This window comes from Paucibacter sp. KBW04 (assembly GCF_003852425.1).
GTDB lineage: Bacteria > Pseudomonadota > Gammaproteobacteria > Burkholderiales > Burkholderiaceae_C > Paucibacter_A.
In genome coordinates, this window is sequence record NZ_QAJN01000001.1 from 460,653 (window position 1) to 484,014 (window position 23,362).

Consider the following 23,362-nt stretch of genomic DNA (forward strand, 5'->3'; position numbering starts at 1 on the left):
TGGGCCTGCGGTGCTAAGGTCAAAGGCAGCTTCAGAGCTGCCTTTTTTTGTTTTTCGCCCCAGCTTTGTCGGCGGAGCGGAGAAGCAGTGCCGAGGACCTGACTCCGTATTTGCCCTGATTCCCCGCACGGTGCTTGCTACACTGTGGCGGCCCCACCATGTCAGACATCTGTTTACCCACCCCAGTACCCGCCAGCGCGGCCGATGAATACGCCATGCGCATCGCGCTGGACCAGGCGCACAACGCCTGGCTGGCCGGCGAGGTGCCGGTGGGCGCCGTCATCATGCGGGCCGGCCAGGTGATCGCCACCGGCTACAACCGCCCCATCACCACCCATGACCCCACGGCGCATGCCGAGGTGGTGGCCCTGCGCCATGCCGCCAGCCTGCTGGGTAACTACCGCCTGCCGGAGTGCGAACTCTTCGTCACGCTGGAGCCCTGTGCCATGTGTGCCATGGCCATGATGCATGCACGGCTCAAGCGGGTGGTGTTTGCGGCCACCGATCCCAAGACCGGTGTGGCCGGCTCGGTGCTCAATCTTTTTGACCAGCCCCAGCTCAATCACCACACCTGTGTTTCCGGCGGCGTGCTGGCCGAGGCTTCGGCCAAACTCCTGCGCGAATTTTTTGCCCAGCGGCGCGAAGCAGCGCGGCAGCGGCGGGCCGCAGCGCGTGCTTTGGAAGCGGGCGAAGCGCCCGTCATTCCGACCGGCGACGCCACCCATCTCGACACCGACCTCAAGGAGTTTCAGCCTTCCCCCGAACGCTGAGGCCAGGGCCGGCCCTTCCCCACTTCTACAGGCAAGACCTGACCCCAGGCTTGAGAACCCCCATGAGCAGCACCTCTTTGACGATCTTCTCCCCCGCCGGTGCGGTGCCCAAGCCGGCTTCGCTCAAGCGCGCCGTCAAACGCCTGGGCAAGCTAGGCTTTGACGTCAGTCTGGACGAGGCCGTGCTGGAAAAGCATCAGCGCTTCGCCGGTGATGACGAAACCCGCCTGGCCGCCTTGCACCGGGTGGCCGCAGCCGCGCCCAGCGTGGCCCTGGCCAGCCGTGGCGGCTACGGTATGACGCGCTTGCTGGACCGCATCGACTGGGCCCAGCTGGCCAAGAGCGTGGAGCAGGGCACCCGCTGGGTGGGCCTGAGCGATCTCACCTCCCTGCATCTGGGTCTGCTGGCGCACGGCAAGGCGCAGAGCTGGGCTGGCCCCATGGCCTGCGGCGACTTCGGCCGCAGCGAGAAAGAAGGCGGCGTCGATGATGTGACCCAGGACTGCTTTGTCGAGGCCATGAATGGCATGCTGGAAGCCGTGGGCTTTCGCTGTGAAAAGGGCTTTGATGGCCTGGAGGCACGCGGCACCTTGTGGGGCGGCAATCTGACCGTGCTCAACTCGCTGCTGGGCACCAAGCATCTGCCTAAGATCAAGGGCGGCGTGCTGTTTTTGGAAGACATCAACGAGCACCCCTATCGCGTCGAGCGTCAGCTCTTGCAACTGGCGCAAGCCGGCATTTTGGATGCTCAAAAGGCCATCGTGCTGGGCGACTTCAGCGGCTGGCGCAAGCAGCCCAATGACCGCGGCTACGACCTGAAGGCGGCTATCGCCGCGCTGCGGGCTCACACCAAGACGCCGGTCTTGACCGGCCTGCCTTTCGGCCATGTGGATACCAAGGTCAGCCTGCCGGTGGGCGCCACCGTGGAGTTGTTTGTGCAGGGCCGCGATGTGCTGATGGGCTGGCAGAACGACCCCAAGCTGCAACACCATCATGCCCATGTGCATGCCGAAGGAGAGGCTTGCATGGGCGATCACACGCATTGATGCGCGCGCCACTGCCGCAAAGATTGAGCTGAACCCACGTCCATCCTGACTTTCCTCATAGTGTGGCCGCGAGCGCGGCCGCTATGATGAAGTACCAGCCTTCGGATTCCCGGCCTCGCGCCGCGCGAATCAGGAGGCTTTCCATTTTTGGGCCGGGTGTGCGTGCTTAGACGCCAGGCCTTGCTGCGGTGCGTGAAGGGGCTTGTGTGCGGTGTCTCGCTGAGAGTGCGGGTTGGGGGCGTGTCTCCAGAGTTGGGCTCCGGGGCCGTATCGGCGCAGGCATGGGTCTGGTGCTGGCCTGGCTGCTGGCGGGCTGCAATAACAGCCCCTATCCCCTGGGTGCCGAGAAGGAAAACACCCTTTATATGGCCTTCCAGGAGCGCTCGCCGCGCTATCTGGATCCGACCGCCTCCTACACCGCGCCCGAGGCGGTCTACGCCTACCAGATCTATGAGCCGCCCTATGGCTACCACTATCTAAAGCGGCCTTATGAGTTGATCCCGCGTGCCGCCCAAGGCCTGGCTCAACCCTATTACCTGGACGCAAGCGGTCAGCGCCTGCCGCAAGATGCGCCGGCCGAGAAGATCGCGCAAAGCGTTTACGAACTGCAGATCAAGCCGGGCCTGAAGTATTCCCCCCATCCGGCCTTTGCCACCGATGCGCAGGGCCGCTTGCTCTACCACTCGCTCAGCCGCGCCGAGCTGGGCGACAAGCGCTCGCCCTGGGACTTTGCCCAGAAGGGCACGCGTGAGTTGCTGGCCGAGGACTTTGTTTACGCCCTCAAGCGCCAGGCCACGCCGCGGGTGGAAGCGCCTTTGTTCGCGCTGTTCTCCGAGCATGTGTTGGGCTTGAAAGAGTATGGGCGCTTGATTCAGGCCGAGAACGCCAAGCTGGTCAAGGGCATGGCCGAGTCGGCCGGTGATAAACCTTTTCTGGACTTTCGCCGTTGGCCTCTGGCCGGTGCCGAGTCCGTGGGCAAATACGGTTTGCGCATACGCATCAAGGGCAAGTACCCGCAGTGGCGCTATTGGATGGCCAGCACTTTCTTGGCCCCCGTGCCCTGGGAGGTGGATGCCTTTTACGCGCAGAAGGGCATGAACGAGAACGGTCTATCCTGGAACCAGTGGCCGGTGGGCACTGGGCCTTACATGATGACGGAGTACAGCCAGGACCGCCGCCATGTGATGACGCGCAATCCGAACTACCGTGTCGATACCTATCCCTGCGAGGGTTCGCCCGGCGATGCCGAGGCGGGCTTGCTGAAGGACTGTGGCAAGCGCCTGCCCTTCATCGACAAGATCGTGGCCACCTCGGTGAAAGAGGTCGTGCCCATCAAGGAGATGTTCAAGCAAGGCTATCTTGATCTGCCCGAGATGGACCGCGCCGACTGGGGCGTGGACTTTATGGTGGACAAGAACGACTCGGCCGAGGTGAGTCGCAATTTCGAAGAGCGCGGCTACAAGTTCCCGATGACGGTGGACATCACCAACTGGTATTTGGGCTTCAACTGGCTGGACCCGGTGCTGGGCCGGGGCGATACGCCCGAGCAGCAGCGGCGCAATCGTGCCTTGCGCCAGGCCCTGTCCATCGCCATCGATTGGGAGGAGGGCTATGGCCGCATCTTCCGACACAAGGGTGGGGACGCCGCCCACGGCCCGGTGCCGCCCGGCGTGTTCGGCTCGCGTGAAAACCAATTGGGCCAGCCCGGGGCGCATAACCCGGTGACGCACAAGCTGGTGAACGGCAAGGTGGTGAGGCGCTCCATCGAGGAGGCGCGCGCCTTGATGGTCGCGGCCGGCTACCCTGAGGGACGCGACGCCAAGACCGGCAAGCCGCTGGTCTTGAACTTCGACTACATGCGCACCATCACGCCCGAGACCAAGGCCGAGAACGACTGGATGATCAAGCAGTTCGCCAAGCTGGGAGTGCAGCTGGAGGTGCGGGCCACCGACTACAACCAGTTCCAAGAAAAGGTGCTCAAGGGCAAGCACCAGGTCTTTTGGTGGGGCTGGTTTGCCGACTACCCGGATGCGGAGAATTTCTTGTTCTTGCTCTACGGACCGAACAGCAAGTCCAAGCATGAGGGCGAGAACACCGCCAATTACGAGAACCCGGAGTTCGACCGCCGCTACCGCCAGCTGCAGACCCTGGAAGACGGGCCCGAGAAACAAAAGCTGATGGACGAGATGCTGGCCTTGGTGCGCGAGGATGCGCCCTGGGCTTTTGGCTATTGGTCTTACTCAGGCTTGGCATTTCAAAGCTGGCTCTACAACGGCAAGCCCGGCGTGGTGGTGCGCGACCCGGCCCGCTATCTGCGCCTGGACCCAGCCCAGCGTGCCGCCAAGATCGCGCAATGGAATCACCCGCTGTGGTGGCCGCTGGGCGTGCTGCTCTTGGGTGTGGCAGCGGTGCTGTGGGTGACGCGGCGCAGTTTTCAGAAGCGCGAGTTGGCAGCTGCACCCGGTTACCAAAGGGCTGATGAATGTTGAGTTATGTTTTGCGCCGCTTTGGCTACGGTGTGTTGGTGCTGATTGGCGTCAATCTCTTCACCTTCTTTCTCTTCTTCTCGGTCAATACGCCGGACGATATGGCGCGCCTGAATATCGGCGGCAAGCGGGTCAGTCAGGAGCAGATCGAGAAGTGGAAGGTCGAGCGCGGCTATGACAAGCCGCTGTATTGGGACGCCACGCAAGCAGGCAGCGCCAAGCTGACTCACACGATTTTGTGGGAGCGCTCGGCCAGCCTGATGCTGTGGGACTTTGGCCGCTCGGACGCGCGCCAGGCCGTCAATATCGGCCACGAGATCAAGACCCGCATGGGCGTGAGCCTGCAGCTGGCCCTGCCGCTCTTCATCCTGCAAATCATCGTCAGCGTGGCCTTTGCCTTGCTGCTGGTGTTTTTCAGAAACACCGCCATCGACTTTTGGGGCGTAGTGCTGTGTGTGCTGATGCTGTCCATCTCCAGCCTCTTCTACATCATCGTCGGTCAGTATTTCTTCTCGCGTGTGCTGCGTCTGGTGCCCATCAACGGCTATGCGCCGGGCCTGGACGCGATCAAGTTTCTGGCCTTGCCGATATTGCTGTCGCTGCTGTCGCGCCTCGGCGGTGAGGCACGCCTCTACCGCGCCATGTTCCTGGAAGAGATTGCCAAGGACTATGTGCGCACCGCCCGCGCCAAGGGTCTGAGCGAGCTGATCGTGCTGTTCCGCCATGTGCTGCGCAATGCCTTGATTCCCATCATCACCAGCGCCGGCAGCTATCTGCCCTATGTCTTTCTGGGCAGCCTGGTGTTTGAGAGCTTCTTCGGCATCCCGGGCTTGGGCGCCTTCATCATCGATGCCATTGCGGGCCAGGACTTCGCCATCGTGCGCAGCATGGTGTTCCTGGGCGCCGTGCTTTACATCGCCAGCAATGCGCTGATCGACATCGCGTACACCTGGGCCGACCCCCGCGTGCGCCTGAGCTAGGACTTTGCAGACCATGGACTTCAAATTCGTTCTGCTCTGGACCGATGCCGCCTTGTGGCTGATGGTCTTCGCCCTGTTTGCCTACGGCCTGCGCATACGCGGCCATGCGGCCTTGCGCGCCACCTGGCAACGCGTCTTGCGCGACCCGGTGGCGGCCAGCTCGGGCGTGGTGCTGTGCTTCTTTCTGCTGCTGACGATGTTGGACAGCGTGCACTTCCGCGCGCGCCTGGATGACGTGCCCCATGCTCAGCTGAGTGGCGAGGCAGGGCAGGGCGGGGCGTCTTACGACACCCGCACCCGTTCCTTATTGGATCTCTTGTTGGCCCGGCAGATCGCCATGCGCGAGACCAGTTACTCCCAGCCCTTGGCCTATCTGGGCTTCAACAAGGCGGTGTTGGGGGCGGCGGGTGATGTGGACCCGGCCCTGGCCGAGTCCGCTGGCATGCGGCGCGACTACCCGCGCCTGCAATTCGGCGGCGCGCATCTGCAAGACCCGCAGCGGCAGTGGTTGGGTGATGTCTTGGGGCGAACGGCACTTGGCCTGGGCGCGGGCCTGGGCTTTTTCCTGTGCTTATTCCTGGCCGGCGCGGCATGCCTGGCCCGCTCGCACGGCGGCTTTACCCAGGCCTTGAAGGACCTGAGCTCGGACCGCACACACTACCCCTGGAGGGCCGTCTTGCTGACCCTGGGCGTGATGGCCTTGTTGATGGGCCCGGTGCTGATGCTGATGCCCCATTACCACGTCTTCGGCACCGATCGCACCGGCAACGATGTGCTGGTGCAGGCGCTCAAAAGCATACGCACGGCCTTTGTCATCGGCGCTTTGTCCACCCTGGCAACCTTGCCCTTCGCCGTCTGCTTGGGCGTGCTGGCCGGCTACTTCCGTGGCTGGGTGGACGAGCTGATCCAGTACCTCTACACCACGCTGACCTCGGTGCCCAATGTGCTCTTGATCGCCGCCTGTGTGTTGATGGTGCAGGTGTTTCTGGACACCCACCCCGAGGCCTATGAGACCGGTGCGGAGCGGGCCGATTTAAAGATGTTTCTGCTTTGCCTGATTTTGGGTCTGACCGGCTGGGCCGGCCTATGCCGCCTGGTGCGGGGCGAGACGCTCAAGCTGCGCGAGCTGGACTATGTGCAGGCCGCCACTGCTTTTGGCGTCAGCCACACGCGCATCATGGCCCGCCACATCGTGCCCAATGTGATGCACCTTGTCTTGATCAGCGTGGTGCTGAGCTTCTCGGAGTTGATTCTTTATGAAGCCGTGCTGACATACGTGGGCGTGGGGGTGGATCCGACCATGAACAGCTTTGGCGGCATGATCAATCTGGCCCGCAACGAGATGTCGCGCGACCCGCTGGTGTGGTGGAGTTTTGCGGCCGCCTTCGGTTTCATGGTGACCCTGGTGCTGGCCGCCAACCTCTTTGCCGACGGCGTGCGCGACGCCTTCGACCCGCGCGCCCGGCAGTTGCGCCCGCGCGTGCTCGGCCTGGCCAAGAAAACAGCAGCGACTGGCGCTTGATATGTTGAAGATCGAAGACCTCAAGGTCGCCCTGGACGCCGAGGCCGGCTTGGTGCGCGCCATCGACGGCATGCGTCTGACTTTGCAGCGCGGCCAAACCTTCGCCCTGGTGGGTGAAAGTGGCTGTGGCAAGAGCATGACGGCCCTGGCCCTGATGCGCTTGCTGCCCGACAACGGCCGCATCAGCGGCGGCCGCCTGATGCTGGATGAGCAGGACCTGTTTGCCCTGCCGGAGGCACAGATGCGGGCCGTGCGCGGCGGCCGTATCGGCATGATTTTTCAGGAGCCTTCCACCAGCCTGAACCCGGTGATGCGCATCGGCGATCAGATCGTCGAGGCCATTGAAACCCATACCGCGCTGCGCGGCGCCGCGGCGCGGGCCAAGGCCATCGAATGGCTGGACCGAGTGGGCATCCCCGAGCCGGCAAAGCGCATCGACGATTACCCTTTTCGCATGAGCGGTGGGCAAAAGCAGCGGGTCATGATCGCCATGACCTTGGCGGCCGAGCCCGACTATCTGATCGCCGACGAACCCACCACCGCCCTGGACGTGACCATACAGGCGCAGATTCTGGACCTGCTGCGCGATCTGCAGCGCGAGCGCGGCCTGGGTGTGCTCTTGATCACCCATGATCTGGGCGTGGTGGCCGGTATGGCCCATCAGGTGGCCTTGATGTATGCCGGGCAAATCATCGAGTTGGCCTCCGCCGAGGCCTTTTTCGCCCAGCCAAAACATCCCTACGCCCGCCTGCTCTTGCAAGCCTTGCCGGACGCGGGCAAACGCGGCGAGAGCCTGGCGGCCATTGCCGGCACCGTGCCGCCTCTGTGGATGAGTTTTGAAGGCTGCCGGTTTGCGCCCCGCTGTGACCGGGCCTGGGCCTCGTGCCATGGCCGGCGGCCGGAGCTGCATGAGCTGGCCAAGCAAGGCCAAGCGGGTGTTGGGCATCAGGTGCGCTGCCTGCTGTATACCGAGCCGCAGGCTGCTGCTGCTGCTGCTGCTGCCGCTGCCGCTGCCGCGTCAGCGCAGCCGCTCAGGCCCGCGGAAGTTTCAAACAGACCGCCCCCCGAAGTTGGGGCAGCTCAGGCCTTGCTGGAGGTCAGGAATCTGCGGGTCGAGTTTGGTACGCAGACCTCCTGGCTGGGCGGCAAGGCCAAGCGTTTTGTTGCCGTCGATGGCGTCAGCTATCGCATCGCGCCGGGGCGCACCTTGGCCTTGGTGGGGGAGTCGGGCTGCGGTAAGACCAGCTCGGGCAAGGCCATTGTTCAGCTCTTACGCCGCACGGCCACGATCTCGGGTGAGGCCTTGTTGGATGGGCAGGATCTCTTCAAGCTGGACGGGGCGGCCTTGCTGGCCGCGCGCCGCGCGGTACAGATCATTTTCCAGGATCCCTTCGCTTCCTTGAATCCGCGCATGCGTGTGCAGGAAGTCTTGGAGGAGGGCATGCTGGCCTTGCGGCCGGATCTGGATGCGAGTGCACGCCGCCGAAATATGGAGTTACTGCTCGATCAGGTGGGTCTGAGGCGAGATGCCTTGACGCGCTGGCCGCATGAGTTCTCGGGTGGCCAGCGGCAACGCCTGGCGATTGCGCGCGCCTTAGCCGTCGAGCCGCGGCTGATCGTCTGTGATGAGCCGACCTCGGCCCTGGACGTGTCGGTGCAGGCGCAGATTCTGAACCTGCTGCGGGATCTGCAGCGCGAGCGCGGCCTGTCCTTTTTATTCATCACCCACAACATCGGCGTGGTGGAGTATGTAGCCGACGAAGTCGCCGTGATGCAAGCCGGCCGCATCGTCGAGAGCGGGCTTTGTGAGGCGGTTTTGGGCTCGCCCACACAGGCTTACACGCGGACCTTGCTGGCTGCCGTACCTCGGGTAATACGCAGCCTCTAAGACCTGGCCGAATTGAGGGTGTGCCGAGCCGCTCACACGGCCTTGGTCGCCCATGTCACACTCAAAAATTGCGCGAATCGCACGAGGTTGCGCCGGTATGGCAGGATTCCCATCAAAATCTAAAGCTTCCTGAAGCAGCTTGTGCCGAACGTCACTTGCAAACTGTGTGGAACTACTCTAGGTCGGTGTTGTTCGCGGCCATGGAATTCGTTAGTTCTGAGCAACGAACCCCCGTTCAGGTGCCCGTAATTTTTAGGGGTTAACCCGTCTTTTTTGCCCCAAAACTGTCGGGAGACAAGGGTCCTAGGGAGACCACGGGGGTTGTGCGAACTTCGCCAAATGGACACTGATCGCACCGAATGCAGGGCCGAACATGCTTTGCACAGTTTCGGACCCGATGGTGTTCAAGGTGCGTGTGGATCAACAAGCCGCCCGCCTCATTGTCTTTTTAGGAGTTCACTATGTTTCAAAGGAAACGAGTCAATCTGGCCGTTTTGATGGCTGTGGGTGCTTTGGCGCCTGGTTTGGCACTGGCTCAAGCTGCGGCGCCCGCCCCGGCTTCGGAGACTCTCCAGCGCGTGGAAGTGACCGGGTCGCGCATCAAGACCCTGGACGTCGAGGGTCAAAGCCCCATCGTCGTGCTCGGCGCCGAGGCCATCAAGGCCGACGGTATCCGCACGGCAGAGGGCTTGCTGAACGCCTTGCCGCAGGTGATGGCTGACTACGGTGGCTCGGTTTCGAATGGCGCCACCGGCACGGCGACCGTCAATCTGCGCAATATGGGGTCTAACCGCACTTTGGTGTTGGTGAATGGCCGCCGTATGCCGTCAGGGAGCCCGCGCAGTGCTGCCGCCGACTTGAATCAAATCCCAGTGTCCATGATCAGCCGGGTGGAGATTCTGACCGGCGGCGCTTCGGCCGTGTATGGCGCTGATGCGGTGGCCGGTGTGGTCAACTTCATCCTGAAGGATAACTTCCAGGGCGTGGAAGTTGATGCGACCTACCAGTTCAATAACCACCAACAGCACAACTCGGTCGCCGATGTGGTGACGGCTCGCGGCTACCCTGTGCCCGGCAACAAAGGAGCCGATGGCAAGGTTCGCGAATTCAGCATCACCCTGGGTGGCAACTTTGCCGACAACAAGGGCAATGCCACCATCAACTTCACGGCACACAAGGAAGATGCGCTGCTGCAATCCGAGCGCGACTTTTCGGCTTGCTCCTTGGGCTATGCAAACGCCGGCAAGGCCTTTTCTTGCGGGGGATCGGGTACCAGCTTCCCTGGCCGCTTCCTGTTGGCTGATGGCAGTAGCTCGACCGTGGCCGATGCCGCTGGTGGTGTTCGGGCTTACTCCGGCACCAAGGATGCCTACAACTTCGGTCCGCTGAACTACTTCCAGCGCCCCGCTGATCGTTACAACATCTCGGCCATCGCCCACTACGACGTCAATGATATGGCGCGTGTGTACATGCAATTGGGTTTCCACGATGACTACACCGTGGCTCAGATCGCACCTAGCGGCCTGTTTGGTTTCGATGCATCCGGCGCCAACGCGATCAAGTACGACAACCCCTTGCTCAGCGATGCTTGGAAGGCCAAGCTTCATGCAGTCAATCAGTCTCTGGATACACCGACGACCTTCAACAAGTCGGGCGATACCGCTGAAATGCTGATCTTCCGCCGCAATGTGGAGGGTGGTGGCCGTCAAGATCAGCTTCGCCACACTTCCTATCGCGCCGTGGTCGGCGTCAAGGGTGATGTCGGTGCTTGGACTTATGACGCATTCGGCCAGATCGCCCGGGTGGTGTATTCCGAGGTCTATGCGAATGACTTCTCCAATGCCCGTATCGCCAAGGCCTTGGATGTGGTCAAGGATGCGAGCGGCAAGATTGTTTGCCGTGATGCTTCTGATGGTTGCGTGCCTTACGATATTTGGTCGCTGGGCAAGATCGATCCGGCTTCGCTGGCATACCTGCAGACCCCTGGCTTCCAAAAAGGCTTCACCAATCAAGGCGTTTTTGGCGCCTCGATTTCGGGTGACTTGACTCAGTATGGTCTGAAGTTGCCGACGGCTCAGACGGGTCTGGGTGTCGCATTCGGTGTTGAGCACCGTACCGAGCAGATGGAGTTGTCGGTGGACTCCGCATTTGAGACGGGCGACCTGGCTGGTCAAGGTGGCCCGACGCATGGTGTGGGCGGTCGTTACAGCGTGGATGACATCTTTGGTGAGTTGCGTCTGCCCTTGTTGGAGCGTATGCCTCTGGCCTATTCGATGAACTTGAACACGACTTATCGTCACTCCAAGTACAGCACGGGCAACTCCACCAATACCTACGGTATTGGTCTGGATTGGTCGCCTGTGAAGGAGGTCAAGGTCCGCGGTAGCTTCCAACAAGCCGCACGCTCACCCAATGTGACCGAGCTGTTCACGCCCTCGGGTCAAGGTCTGTACAACATGGACCGCGATCCTTGCTCGGGTGATCCCAATGATCCGGATCCTTTGAAGCGTCCGTCCGCCACGCTGGCACAGTGCAAGAATACCGGCGTGACTGATGCACTCTGGGGCAAGATTCAAGACAGCCCGGCCGGTCAGTACAACGGCCTGTTCGGCGGAAACTCGGCACTGAAGCCGGAAACCTCGAAGTCCATCACCTTGGGCGTCGTGGCTGCGCCGATGAAGGATTTGACGCTGTCGGTGGACTACTATTCCATCGAGCTCAAAGACGCCATCAGCTCTTTGCCTACCCAGACCACGCTGACCCAGTGCTTGCAAACTGGCAACCCCACTTTCTGCAGCCTGATCACTCGGGACCGCTTGGGCTCGTTGTGGGCCAATTCGGCCGCGCAGATCGTGTCGACCAATATCAACGTCGCCAAGGGCAAGACCGTGGGTGTTGACTTTGGTGTTGACTACGGAATTCGTTTGGGCGAGAAGGGCAAGCTGGATCTGAGCTTCTTGGGCACCTATGTCAAGGAAAGCAGCTCTGAGCCTGTGCCAGGTCTGGGTTCATATGACTGCGCCGGCTACTTCGGCAATACCTGCGGCAACCCCATGCCGAACTGGCGCCACAAGCTGCGCGGCACCTGGACGACGCCTTGGGGCGTGAATGCCTCGCTGACCTGGCGTTACTTTGGTGGCGTGAAGGTGGATACCAGCAGCAGCAACGACCAGTTGGCAGGTACTGTGAACGAGATCGGTGCCAAGATCCCTTCGGTGAGCTATCTGGACCTGAGTGGTTCTTACAAGCTGACCAAGATGATCACCTTGTACGCAGGCATCAACAACCTGCTGGACAAGGATCCTCCGGTCTTGGTCACTGGCGCGCCTTTTGGCAATGGCAACACCTATCCTGTGCTGTATGACGCACTGGGTCGTCGTGTCACCTTGAACGCCAACTTCAAGTTCTAATCCCCCATAGAACTGCTGTAGCGTTGCCCGAAGTAGCGCCTGTGCTTGCACAGGCGCTACTTTTTTGTGGCAGCAAGAATGATGTCAGGCGCCGGCAACATTGTGTGTGCGAGCTTGGGCCTGACCTTAAATCTTGAGTTCTGGAATAGCAATGAGCATCACTCAATCCTCGGCCTCGGCGACAAGCAGTGCGGACGCAGTGGGTGCCGATTTCTCCATGGCCATGCATGCCTTGCAGCAGGGCCAGGTGGCAAGAGCCATGGCAATTTGGCAAAGCATCTTGAAGCGAGACCCAACTCATCTCCCCAGTCTGCAGGGTTTGGCCCAGCAGGCTTTGATGACTCGCCAGTTTGATCTGGCTCAGCAGAGCCTTGAGGAATTGGCTCGCCTCGATGCGGGTAACGTGCAGCCGTGGATTCAACTGGCCATGCTCTTCAGGGCCACGGCTCGGCCCGAAGAGGAGGAGCGGGCATTGTTCCGGGCGCTGTGTATCGCGCCGCGCGACCTGATGGCTTTGTTGATGCGGGCAAGCTTGCTGGAGCGCAAGGGCTTGCTGCATGAGGCGGCCCGGTGTTTTCAGGCCGCGCTGGCAGTGGCCTCGCCGGCCGATTTGCAAAGTGAGGCCTTGCGGCCATTGCTGGCAAAGGCCAGAAGCAGCAGTGCCGCCTACAGCCGGGCGATGGCCGAGGCTATCGATGCTCAGATGGCTTTGGCAGCTGCCGAATTTCGCGCGAACGATCTGGATCGCTTTAACTTGTCGCTGGATTTGATGTTGGGTCGCAAGCAGCGCTATGAGTCGCAGCCGATTGGCTATTTCTTTCCTCATCTTGTTCCTTGCGAGTTCTTTGAGCGCCAGCGCTTCCCATGGTTGGACGGTATTGAAGCGATGGCGGAATCGATTCGAGACGAGTTCTTGGCTGTCCTCGGCGCGGAACAAGGCTTCACGCCCTATCTGAATTACTCGGACGATCAGCCCTTGGATCAATGGCTTGAGCTCAACAAGTCGCTTCGCTGGACTGCATTCCACCTCTTGAAGGACGGGCTGCCGGTGGAAGAAAACGCTCAGCGTTGTCCACAAACAATGGCTAGTCTGCAATTGGCCCCGCAGCCTCAGCAGTTGGGGCGTACACCCGTGGCCATGTTTTCGCTGCTCAAACCGCGCACAAAGATTCCGCCGCATGTGGGGGTAACGAATGCGCGCCTGGTGACTCATCTGCCTTTGATCATTCCGCCTGACTGTGGCTTTCGTGTGGGCAATACCACTCGCCAGTGGGAGTTCGGCAAGGCCTGGGTGTTCGACGATTCGATCGAGCACGAGGCCTGGAACAACAGCGACCAGCTGCGCGTCGTTTTGATCTTTGATGTTTGGCACCCTGATCTGAGCGAGGTCGAGCGGCGCATGATCTCTGCCCTGGCCCAGGCGCAAAACGACTTCGCAGGTGTCGCCGGTGGCTTCGATCTATGACAATTGCCTTCGACTTGGGCGAATTGGAGCAATGTTAACGATCATCTACGGGTTAACGCTAGGTTCGAAAATGAAGACGGCGAAGTTCAACACCACTAAAATACCAGTGTCGTGATCTGAGCTGATTTGCTGTGCAAGATTGGGCTCTTAGGCTGATCGGGCGCTGCTTGTAAGCTGCGGGAAAGCCCCATGAATGAGGCACTTTCTTTCTCGTTTATGATGCGGCCAGCTTAAGAATCGATTGCAGCAGGCACTGGCGGGTTGCGAGTGAATCCGATGCGAGTCCGCGGTGAAAGTTCGCGGGCAGATGGTTGAATTGGGCTCTCATTGAGATCCTGGGTTTTGAGTTTTGTGTCCACGCTGCAATCAGCGCTGCCGCACCCACGCCTTGGCGTTCGGAGTCGGTGGTCACCCGAATCGGGCTGTCGCCTGTACGGGCCTCACGCTGCTAGCGCCTCCGGCAAACTGGCTCTGAATCTGGGCTTGACGGGCGCTGACATTGAGCGGGTAGCCGCTTGTTTTGTTAAAGCGTAGAGTCGAACTTCCCCTGGTGTGTTGATGAAAGTATTTCGCAGTCAAATGAAGGAGCGCGCATGAACTTTGCGCAGGAGAAGAACGGCCCATCCCGGTTTACGGGTATCGGCGTGGTGGTTTTGATCCACGTCTTGATTGGCTGGGCACTGGCCAGTGGTTTAGCGCGCAAGGCCGTGGAGATGGTCAAGGGTCCGATCGAGACCAAGGTCATCGAAGAGGTCAAGAAGCCGCCGCCGCCGCCCGAAAAGGTCGTGCCGCCGCCCCCGGATCTGAAGGCCCCGCCGCCGCCGTTTGTGCCACCGCCTGAATTTCAGGTGACTGCACCGCCGCCGGTGAATGCGCCAGCGATCCAGTCTTCGCAAGTGGCACCGCCCCAGCAAGTGGCCAAGGCCGCCCCGGCTCCGGCACCTGTTGCTGCACCGGTAGCGGCTCCCAAGCCAGCCGGCCCGCTGCGTGCTGGCGCAGTTTGCACCAAGATGGGCAAGATGGAACAACCTTCCGTCAATTGGAGTGGCGAAGCCTTGTACGAAGTGACGGCGACGGTCAAGGCCGGTCGCGTGGCTTCGATGGAAGTCAAGTCGCTGCGTGCTGGTGTCGATCGTAAGGCTCAGCGTGCAATGATCGCCTTGATTGAGTCGACATTGAAGGACACCTACGAATGCCCGGGTGACCACGTCTTTGTTCAGGAATTCCTGTTCAAGATTGATTGAGGTAATTGCTTGGCGGTTGCCAAAAGCACCCGACATAGTTTTTCATAAGGGACGGCAAGCAGTCGTTCCGTTTCTTCCCAACCAGATTCAGATTTCTTCCGTAGGAGTTGACTTCATGTTCTCTCGTCTTTCCGGCTTGATCGCCGCCATCGCCATCGCTGCGACCCTGGGCTTCTCGCCCGCCCAAGCTCAGGAACAAAAAGCTGCTGAAGCCGCTTCTGCTGTCGCTGAGGTTGCTGCTCCTGCTGCTGTTGAAGCCGCTCCTTCTGCTCCTACCGGCAAGGCCGCGATGGACAACCCCTACGGCCTGCAAGCCATGCTGGCTCACGGCGATATGGTTTCCAAGGGCGTGCTGGCTCTGCTGCTGATCATGTCCATGGGCAGTTGGTACATCCTGATCACCAAGCTGTGGGACACCCAGAAGCTGGCCAAGGAAGCCAAGGAAGTCCGCGCTACCTTCTTCAAGAAGGCCAGCCTGGCTGAAGGCGTCAAGGGTCTGTCTGAAGGCAGCGCTTTCCGCTACATCGCCGCTTCCGCGATCGAAGCTTCCGAGCACCATGAAGGCGCCCTGACCGAGAACATCGATCACAGCACCTGGGTGACCATGAACATCGAGCGTTCGGTGGCTGACGTGCAAGCTCGCGTCCAAACCGGTCTGGGCTTCCTGGCTACCGTCGGTTCGACCTCGCCTTTCATCGGCTTGTTCGGCACGGTGTGGGGTATTCTGCAAGCACTGACCGCCATCGGCGTCGCTGGCCAAGCTTCGATCGACAAGGTTGCCGGCCCCGTGGGTGAAGCGCTGATCATGACCGCTATCGGTCTGGCAGTGGCTGTTCCCGCCGTGCTGGGTTACAACTGGCTGGTGAACCGCAACAAGTCCGTCGTGAGCCAAGTGCGTGCATTCGCTGCCGACCTGCACGGCGTGCTGATGGGCAACCGCCAAGTTGCCAAGCGCTAAATCTAAGCTTGCTTAGCAAACGCAAAGTAAGTCAAAAAAGCGCGGAGAAGCGACCATGGGAATGAATGTCGGATCCTCTTCCGGCGAAGACGAAGTGGTTTCGACCATCAACACCACGCCCCTCGTGGACGTGATGTTGGTGCTCTTGATCATCTTTCTCCTCACCATTCCGGCCGTGATCAGCTCGGTGAAGTTGAATCTCCCCAAGGAGACCAACGTTGTTCGGGTGACCAAGCCGGAAAATATTGAAATCTCGGTTTCAAGAGAAGGTGACATTTACTGGGGTACGACCCTGGTCAATGACACCGACGATCTTGTCAAGCGCCTGGGCAAGGTGGCGGTGTTGAACCCGCAACCCGAAGTCCATGTGCGCGGTGACGACAAGTCGCGTTACGAGTCGGTTGGTCGCGTTGTTTACGCATGCCAGCGTGCCGGCATCATGAAGGTTAGCTTCGTCACCGAGCCTCCCGCTAAGGGCGGCTGAGAAGAAGCCAGGAGCTAAAGCATGGGAATGAATGTAGGCAGCTCGTCCGGCAGCGATGAGCCGGAAGTGATGATGGACGTCAACACCACGCCCTTGATCGACGTCATGTTGGTCTTGATCGTGATGCTGATCATCACCATTCCAATTCAGCTGCACAGCGTGAACCTGGACATGCCGCCCCCGAGCACGAGTAAGCCGCTGACTGAGCCGGTGGTGCATGAGGTCTATATCGACTTCGACGGCACCGTGAGCTGGGATGGTGTGGCTTTGGCCAATATGGCTGAGGTGACGGCTAAGTTGGCTGCGGTGGTGGCTGAACCTGATCAGCCCGAAGTTCACATCAAGCCGAACAAGCTGGTGGACTACGGCTATGTTGCTGCCGTGATGGCCTCTGCTCAACGCCTCGGCGTCAAGAAGATGGGCATGGTTGGCAACGAGCAGTACGTCAAGTAAGACGGCCCTCGCGGACCGCATTGGGCATTGATCATTTGATGCGCAATCAAAGGCGCGCTTCCCGCAAGGGCGGCGCGTTTTTTTTGGTCTTTGTGCAATGATCGCGTGCCAGAAAATTTTGAACGGATGCCTCGGGCTGACCGAAGTCGGGGCCGAGAGCGTTGAATGTATGAGTGAGGAATGAAGCGATGACGAAAGCGACTAAGAAGCCCCTGAAACTCAAGACCTTGGCAGCGATTGCCCTGGGTGTGGTGGCCTTTGGTTTCAATGCGACGCCGAACGGCCAGTTCGGCTTTGCGCAAGCTCAGGCTCAATCCGAAGGCGTGCGTCCCGAAGTGGGCAAGCACCTGAAGGAAGCCAGTGCCCTGATCAAGGCGGGCAAGCACAAGGAAGCCTTGGCCAAGGTGCGTGAGGCTGAGGCCGTGGGTGGCCGCAATGCGACCGAGAACTATGCGCTGGAAGGCATGCGCGTTGCCGCCGCATCGGGCGCCGGCGATGCTGATTCCATGGTCAAGGGCTTCGAGGCCATGAAGGCCAGCGGCAAGCTCAGCGGTGCTGACCAGCTGCGCATGATGGAAGCCATCGCAGGCACGTATCTGCGCAACAAGGACAATGCCAAGGCCCTGAGCTGGGCGCAGCGTTACTTCAAGGAAGGCGGCAACAGCCCCACCATGAAGCAGGTCCTGACCAATGCTCAGTTCCTGTCGGGCGATATGGGTTCCATCATCAAGGAAACCCAGGAAGACATCTCGGCCGACGAGAAGGCAGGCCGTACGCCTAGCCAAGACAAGCTCAATCTGCTGCTGAGCGCCGCTCAAAAGAAGGGCGACTCTGCTGCCGAAGGCTTTGCCGTCGAGCGTCTGCTGAACTACTACCCCCGCAAGGAATTGTGGGCACAGGTCTTGGGTGGCCTGCAGCAGAAGAAGAGCTTCTCGGATCGCTTCAATCTGGACATCTTCCGTCTGAAGCTGGCCACCGGCAATCTGAAGGATGCCAACGACTACTTCGAAATGGCTCAGCTGTCTGCACAAGCCGGCTACCCCGAAGAAGGCAAGGCCGTGGTCGAGAAGGGCATGGCTGCCGGCATCCTGGGTCAGGGCGCGGAAGGTGCGCGTCACAAGCGACTGCTGGACTTGCTGGTCAAGCGCATCGCTGATGCCAAGGCGACTCAAGCCGAGACCGAACGTGCTGCCAACGATGCCAAGGACGGCAATGCCCAGGTCAATGTGGGCCTGGCCTACGCTTTCCGTGGCGATGCAGCCAAGGGCGCCAAGATCATCGAAGCCGGCATTGCCAAGGGCAATCTGAAGCGTCCGGAAGATGCCAAGCTCTATCTGGGCCTCGCGCAATCGCTGGCCGGCGATCAGAGCAAGGCCACGGCCACTTGGCGCAGCGTCAAGGGGACGGATGGCTCGGCTGAACTGGCTCGCCTCTGGATCATCCAGTCGCGCAAGCGCTAAGACCTCATCTGGACGGAGCCTTGATTCAAGGCTTTGTCTAGGTTTGACTGCATGAAAAAAGGCCTCGGCATATGCCGAGGCCTTTTTGCTTTTGCGAGCGCCGTGGGGCAGCGCTAGGGTTTACTTCGGAGCCAGGCGGATGGCGCCGTCCAAGCGGATCACTTCGCCATTCAGCATCTCGTTGGTGACGATCTGGTGGACCAGCTTGGCGTAATCATTGGGCGTGCCCAGGCGCGAAGGGAAGGGCACATTGGCTGCCAGTGCGTCCTGCACTTCCTGTGGCATGCCAAACAGCATGGGTGTGCCGAAGATGCCGGGGGCAATGGTCATATTGCGGATGCCGTTGCGGGCCAGATCGCGCGCGATGGGCAGGGTCATGCCCACCACGCCGCCCTTGGAGGCCGCATAGGCCGCTTGGCCGATCTGACCGTCATAGGCGGCCACGGAAGCGGTGGAGATCAGCACGCCACGCTCACCCGTGGACTCGGGCTCGTTCTTGCTCATGGCCTCGGCAGCCAAGCGGATCATATTGAAGGAGCCGATCAGATTGACCGTGATGACCTTGTTGAAGGCGGCCAGCGGATGCGCGCCGTCCTTGCCCACGGTCTTGACGGCTGGCGCGATGCCGGCGCAGTTCACCAAGCCCATCAGCTTGCCCAGGCTCAGGGCCTTGGCGACCACGGCTTGGCCATCGGCTTCCTGGCTGACGTCGGCCTTGACGAAGGCGCCGCCCAGTTCCTTGGCGATGGCTTCGCCGCGTTCGACCTGCAGGTCGGCGATGACGACCTTGGCGCCGTTGGCTGTCAACATGCGAGCCGTGCCTTCGCCCAGGCCCGAAGCGCCGCCGGTGACGATGAATACCTTGCCTGCGATTTCCATGAGATCTCCTTGGTTTTGCAGCGCGCTGAGCGGCGCGCAGTCTGATTGGATAGGGTGGGCTGAGTTTACGTTGACGTAAACGTAAATTGAACCCCAAAAACAAAGGCCGCCTTCGAGTGAACCGAGACGGCCTTGAGAGATTGGGCTTGAACAAATCGGCCGCTGGCCGATCCGTCTTAGCTCAGTGCGGCCAGTGCGCGTTGGGTGATGTCGTCCACCGAGCCCAGGCCTTCGATGCGGCGGTACTTGGGGGCGTTGGCGTCGCCAGCAGCGGCCCAGCTGGAGTAGTAGTCCACCAGGGGGCGGGTCTGGGCCGAATAGACCTCCAGGCGCTTGGCGACAGTTTCTTCCTTGTCGTCATCGCGCTGCACCAGAGCTTCACCGGTGAGGTCGTCCACACCTGCCACCTTGGGTGGGTTGAACTTGACGTGATAGGTGCGACCCGAAGCCGGATGCGAGCGACGACCGCTCATGCGCTCGATGATGGCCTCGAAGGGCACGTCGATTTCCAGCACGAAGTCCAGCTTGACGCCGGCGGCCTTCATGGCATCGGCTTGGGGGATGGTGCGTGGGAAGCCGTCAAACAAGAAACCCTTGGCGCAATCGGGCTGAGCGATGCGCTCCTTCACCAGATTGATGATCAGCTCGTCGCTGACCAGGCCGCCAGACTTCATGACCGCATCGGCCTGCTGGCCCAGCGGTGTGCCGGCCTTGACGGCGGCGCGCAGCATGTCGCCGGTGGAGATTTGCGGGATGCCAAATTTCTGGCAGATGAAGGCTGCTTGTGTGCCTTTGCCGGCGCCGGGGGCGCCCAGAAGAATCAGTCGCATGGGTCTCCTTGATACTTTAAAAAGGACGTGTCCGGCCCAAAATACGACCAGCAACGCCCTCGTCAACTGCGGGCGAGGATAGCATGGGCTGCCCTACGTCAGCCTGACGCTGGCCTGCATATTTGCCCTAGGCCGTGGACTGAATGAGAAGCTCAGCCCTGGCTTGCCTTGAACACTGCGCGTACTCGGGCCAGGTCCTCCGGGGTGTCAACACCTGGCCCCGGCTTTTCCGGGCTCAGATGCACGGCGATGCGCTCGCCATGCCACAGCACACGCAATTGCTCCAGCGATTCGATCTGCTCCAGAGGGCTGACGCTCAGGCAGGGGAAGCGGCGCAGAAAGCCGGCGTGATAGGCGTACAGGCCGACATGACGCAGGGCCGAGCCGGGGCTGGGCTGGCCTTGGCCATCGCGCCAAAAGGGCATGGGCGCGCGGGAGAAGTAAAGCGCCAAACCATTTTTGTCCGTCACCACCTTGACCACATTGGGGTTGGCAAACTCGGCCGCACCTTCGGGTGTGTCGTCCAGCGCGTGGGCCACCGTGCTCATCACGCATTGCGGCTGCGCGGCCAGCAAGTCGGCGCAGGCGTCGATCATGGCGGGCGCAATCAAGGGTTCATCGCCCTGCACATTGACCACCAAGTCGCCACCGTCCAGGCCCAGCAGCTCGCAAGCTTCGGCCAGGCGGTCGCTGCCGGAGACGTGATCGGCGCGGGTCAATATGGCTTGCACGCCGTGGGCCTCGCAGGCGCTGCGCACGGCGGCCGAGTCGGTCGCCACCACCACCTGCCGGGCTTTGGAGAGTGCCGCACGCTGCGCCACCCGCACAATCATGGGCAGGCCTTCGATATCGGCCAGCGGCTTGTTAGGCAGGCGGGTCGAGGCGAGGCGAGCCGGGACGATGACGCTGAATGACATGGGGCTTAGTCCTTGGTGGCGCCTTCGGTTTCGGGGTCGTAGCTGCGCGCTTCGTTTTCCAGCATCAGCGGGATACCGTCCTTCACCGGGAAGGCCAGGCGGTCGGCCCGGCACAGCAGTTCGCGCCCGTGGCTAGAGCGCAGGTCTTCCAGCGGGCCTTTGCACAAGGGGCAAACCAGTATTTCGATCAGTCGGGTATCCATGGCGGAGGTCCAGGGGTTCAAAGAGAAGTAAAACGGAAATGCGCTTGGAGCGGAGGAGGCGCGGATAGGCTGAAGAACGGATCACCGATCCCTGGCGCCGAGGCCCAAGCCTTGCAGTTGTTCGCACAGCGCCTGCTCGAAGGCGGCGTCAAGGCGGAAGTCTAGCGCCACCACCCAGACCTCGGTCGTGGGGCAGCGCTCGGGGCGCAGCTTGATCGCATCTTTTTCGGTCAGCAGCACGGTAGGGCTTGCGGCGGGCCAGGGGATCACCGCAAAGTTGTAGTGATCCGGTAGGGGCAGGGTTTGAAAGCGCAGGCCTTGTTCCGCCAGCATCTTGAAAAATCGCTGAGGATGGGCCATGCCGGCGGTGGCGAGCAGCGCCGACTCCGGCCGCTGGCGCAACTCGTGCAAGGCTTGCAAGCTGGCCGGCCGACCCTGCCACCAGTCCTGCAGCCTCACTGCCCCAGCCAAGCGGCGCTGGGCCAGGTGGCCGGGCAGTGGCGTGCTGGGCTGGGCTGCGTTGTAGAGCACCAGTTGCTTGGCTTCGGCCTGCAAACGAGCCCGTTGCCGCAAGGGCCCTGCGGGCAGCAGCCGGCCATTGCCCAGGCCGCGCTCATCAAACACCAGCACAGCCAGATCGCGAGGTAGGCGCAGATGCTGCAAGCCGTCGTCGCTGATCAGGATCTGCAGCTCGGGATGGGCTTGCAGCAAGGCCTGCGCTGCCGCGACACGGTCCCGCCCCACGGCGACCGGCACCCGGCTGCGCAAATGGATCAGGAGCGGCTCGTCGCCCACTTCGCTGGCGAGGCTGTCCGATTGAATTAAACGTAAGTCCTCGTTGTTGCGCCCATAGCCGCGCGAGATCACGCCCACTCTAAGCCCCTGCTTTTGCAGGACTTGAATCAAGGCCAGGGTGGTGGGCGTTTTGCCCGCGCCGCCAACGATCCAGTTACCCACCACGATCACCGGCACCGGCAATTGGGCGGTCTTCTTCCAGCCCCAGCGATAGAGCAAAGCCCGCGAAGTGCTGAGGCCTGCGTAGAGCCAGCTCAAGGGGCGCAGCAGGCCCGACAACCAAGGTGTCAGGCCGCCAGCTTGGGCGTACCACTCGCGCTCCAGGCGCGAGGCCAGGCGCTGTCCCAGCGTCTCGCCTTGCTGCGTCATCAAGCGCTCAACGCGGGTTGGACTGAGCGGCAAAGGTCAGCCGGGACAGTCCCGCGCGTCGCGCCGCGTCCATCACATTGATTACCGATTGATGAGCGGCGGCGGCATCGGCCGAGACCACCACGGTGATATCGCTGTTGCCCGCCGCAGCCTGGGCCAATGCGACGCTGAGAAGTTCCACGGCCCGGCCTTCAACGGCCTGGGAGTTGACCACATAGCGCCCATCCGCCGAGACGGCCACGACGATTTCGCGCGGCCTGTCCTTCAGATTGTCGGCATCGGCCGTGGGCAGGCTGACCTGCAACTCGGTGAATTTGGAGTAGGTGGTGGAGAGCATCAAAAAGATCAGGATCACCAACAGCACGTCGATGAAGGGGATCAGATTGATTTCGGGCTCTTCGCCTTGGCGGTGCCTGAATTTCATGCGCGGGGTTCCTCGCTAGACCTTGAGACGCTTCGGGCGCCTCAGGCCAGATAGCGTTTGAGGTGGGTCAGCAAGCGGTCGCTGGCCTGCTCCAGCTCCAGCACATACTCTTCCACCCGGCCCTTGAAGTAGCGATAGAACATCAGGCTGGGGATGGCCACCATCAGGCCGAAGGCGGTGTTGTAGAGGGCAATCGAGATGCCATGCGCCAACTGCGCAGGGTTGCCGCCGGAGGCGCCTTGGCCCTGGCTACCAAAGATCTCAATCATGCCCACCACCGTGCCCAGCAGGCCCAGCAGCGGGGCGGCCGTGGCGATGGTGCCCAGGGTATTCAGATAGCGCTCCATCTGGTGGATGGCGCGGCGGCCGGCCAGTTCAAAAGTCTGCTGCAGCTTCTCTTCGCTCAGATCGGGCTCGCCCAGCACGGCGCGGAAGCCTGCGGCCAGTTGGCCACCCAGCAGGGAGTTCTCGGCCAGGCGGTCGATCATGTCCGGCGTGGGCAGGCTTTGCTGGCTGATGCCCAGCACTTCTTCCAGCAGGCGGGGCGGCGCCACGCGGCTGCGGCGCAGGCTGGCGAATTTTTCAATCACCAGGGCCAAGGCCAGGACGGAGCAGATCAGCAAGGGCCAAATCGGCCAACCAGCGGCTTGTATGATGGAGAACAAAGACTTACCCCTGTCGTTGATGCATGAGCCGTAGCGGGGCGGCACGAGGTTTTTTGCGGGCCGCTCGCATTCGGTAGTTGCGCGCGATTATGGCCCCAAGCCGAGGCCTCCGAA

The 23,362-nt window shown here is 61.4% G+C and carries 20 protein-coding genes; 13 read left to right on the forward strand and 7 right to left on the reverse strand.

The window, feature by feature from the left end; all coding sequences use genetic code 11:
- The first annotated feature begins 158 nt into the window (after positions 1–158).
- The 13 genes from tadA to DBR47_RS02135 all read left to right on the forward strand — a co-directional run bounded on the left by tadA (position 159) and on the right by DBR47_RS02135 (position 18,166).
- Complete coding sequence (tadA, locus tag DBR47_RS02075) at positions 159–770, forward strand: tRNA adenosine(34) deaminase TadA (protein WP_124446353.1); 612 nt, start codon at positions 159–161, stop codon at positions 768–770.
- Between the two features lie 62 nt (positions 771–832).
- The gene (locus DBR47_RS02080) at positions 833–1,816 is read left to right on the forward strand and encodes an LD-carboxypeptidase (protein ID WP_124446355.1); all 984 of its coding nucleotides are present in this window, start codon (positions 833–835) and stop codon (positions 1,814–1,816) included.
- A gap of 281 nt (positions 1,817–2,097) precedes the next feature.
- Positions 2,098–4,305: an ABC transporter substrate-binding protein gene (locus DBR47_RS02085; RefSeq protein WP_124446357.1), complete on the forward strand. Its 2,208-nt coding sequence runs from the start codon at positions 2,098–2,100 to the stop codon at positions 4,303–4,305.
- Positions 4,299–5,282, forward strand: coding sequence for an ABC transporter permease (locus tag DBR47_RS02090; protein WP_124446359.1), 984 nt, complete (start codon positions 4,299–4,301; stop codon positions 5,280–5,282). The genes DBR47_RS02085 and DBR47_RS02090 overlap by 7 nt, the downstream gene beginning before the upstream one ends.
- Positions 5,283–5,295: 13 nt before the next feature.
- Positions 5,296–6,804, forward strand: coding sequence for an ABC transporter permease (locus DBR47_RS02095; protein ID WP_124446361.1), 1,509 nt, complete (start codon positions 5,296–5,298; stop codon positions 6,802–6,804).
- Between the two features lies 1 nt (position 6,805).
- Positions 6,806–8,692, forward strand: a complete 1,887-nt coding sequence (locus DBR47_RS02100) for an ABC transporter ATP-binding protein (protein WP_197046817.1) — start codon at positions 6,806–6,808, stop codon at positions 8,690–8,692.
- A 461-nt stretch (positions 8,693–9,153) separates the two neighbouring features.
- Entirely contained in the window at positions 9,154–12,102 is a 2,949-nt protein-coding gene (locus tag DBR47_RS02105; protein ID WP_124446363.1) for a TonB-dependent receptor domain-containing protein, read from the forward strand.
- A 625-nt stretch (positions 12,103–12,727) separates the two neighbouring features.
- Positions 12,728–13,567, forward strand: a complete 840-nt coding sequence (locus tag DBR47_RS24810) for an aspartyl/asparaginyl beta-hydroxylase domain-containing protein (RefSeq protein WP_231512081.1) — start codon at positions 12,728–12,730, stop codon at positions 13,565–13,567.
- 593 nt (positions 13,568–14,160) lie between these two features.
- Positions 14,161–14,811 (forward strand): hypothetical protein, encoded by a 651-nt coding sequence (locus DBR47_RS02115; protein ID WP_124446367.1) that lies wholly within the window; start codon positions 14,161–14,163, stop codon positions 14,809–14,811.
- A 115-nt stretch (positions 14,812–14,926) separates the two neighbouring features.
- Entirely contained in the window at positions 14,927–15,769 is an 843-nt protein-coding gene (locus DBR47_RS02120; RefSeq protein WP_124446979.1) for a MotA/TolQ/ExbB proton channel family protein, read from the forward strand.
- Between the two features lie 55 nt (positions 15,770–15,824).
- The gene (locus tag DBR47_RS02125; RefSeq protein ID WP_124446369.1) at positions 15,825–16,253 is read left to right on the forward strand and encodes a biopolymer transporter ExbD; all 429 of its coding nucleotides are present in this window, start codon (positions 15,825–15,827) and stop codon (positions 16,251–16,253) included.
- A 21-nt stretch (positions 16,254–16,274) separates the two neighbouring features.
- A complete protein-coding gene (locus tag DBR47_RS02130) occupies positions 16,275–16,706 on the forward strand; it encodes a biopolymer transporter ExbD (protein WP_197046818.1) in 432 nt (143 codons plus the stop codon).
- A gap of 188 nt (positions 16,707–16,894) precedes the next feature.
- Entirely contained in the window at positions 16,895–18,166 is a 1,272-nt protein-coding gene (locus DBR47_RS02135) for a hypothetical protein (RefSeq protein WP_124446371.1), read from the forward strand.
- 120 nt (positions 18,167–18,286) lie between these two features.
- Here the strand turns inward: DBR47_RS02135 and DBR47_RS02140 are convergent, their stop codons facing one another.
- The 7 genes from DBR47_RS02140 to DBR47_RS02170 all read right to left on the reverse strand — a co-directional run bounded on the left by DBR47_RS02140 (position 18,287) and on the right by DBR47_RS02170 (position 23,248).
- The gene (locus tag DBR47_RS02140) at positions 18,287–19,045 is read right to left on the reverse strand and encodes a 3-hydroxyacyl-CoA dehydrogenase (protein ID WP_124446373.1); all 759 of its coding nucleotides are present in this window, start codon (positions 19,043–19,045) and stop codon (positions 18,287–18,289) included.
- 176 nt (positions 19,046–19,221) lie between these two features.
- Positions 19,222–19,875, reverse strand: a complete 654-nt coding sequence (gene adk, locus DBR47_RS02145; RefSeq protein ID WP_124446375.1) for an adenylate kinase — start codon at positions 19,873–19,875, stop codon at positions 19,222–19,224.
- 152 nt (positions 19,876–20,027) lie between these two features.
- On the reverse strand, positions 20,028–20,792 hold the full coding sequence (gene kdsB / locus DBR47_RS02150; protein WP_124446377.1) for a 3-deoxy-manno-octulosonate cytidylyltransferase: 765 nt from the start codon (positions 20,790–20,792) through the stop codon (positions 20,028–20,030).
- A 5-nt stretch (positions 20,793–20,797) separates the two neighbouring features.
- The gene (locus DBR47_RS02155; RefSeq protein ID WP_124446379.1) at positions 20,798–20,995 is read right to left on the reverse strand and encodes a Trm112 family protein; all 198 of its coding nucleotides are present in this window, start codon (positions 20,993–20,995) and stop codon (positions 20,798–20,800) included.
- A gap of 81 nt (positions 20,996–21,076) precedes the next feature.
- Positions 21,077–22,159, reverse strand: coding sequence for a tetraacyldisaccharide 4'-kinase (gene lpxK, locus DBR47_RS02160; protein WP_124446381.1), 1,083 nt, complete (start codon positions 22,157–22,159; stop codon positions 21,077–21,079).
- 7 nt (positions 22,160–22,166) lie between these two features.
- Positions 22,167–22,583: a biopolymer transporter ExbD gene (locus tag DBR47_RS02165; RefSeq protein WP_124446383.1), complete on the reverse strand. Its 417-nt coding sequence runs from the start codon at positions 22,581–22,583 to the stop codon at positions 22,167–22,169.
- A gap of 41 nt (positions 22,584–22,624) precedes the next feature.
- A complete protein-coding gene (locus DBR47_RS02170) occupies positions 22,625–23,248 on the reverse strand; it encodes a MotA/TolQ/ExbB proton channel family protein (RefSeq protein ID WP_124446385.1) in 624 nt (207 codons plus the stop codon).
- Between the last annotated feature and the right edge of the window lie 114 nt (positions 23,249–23,362).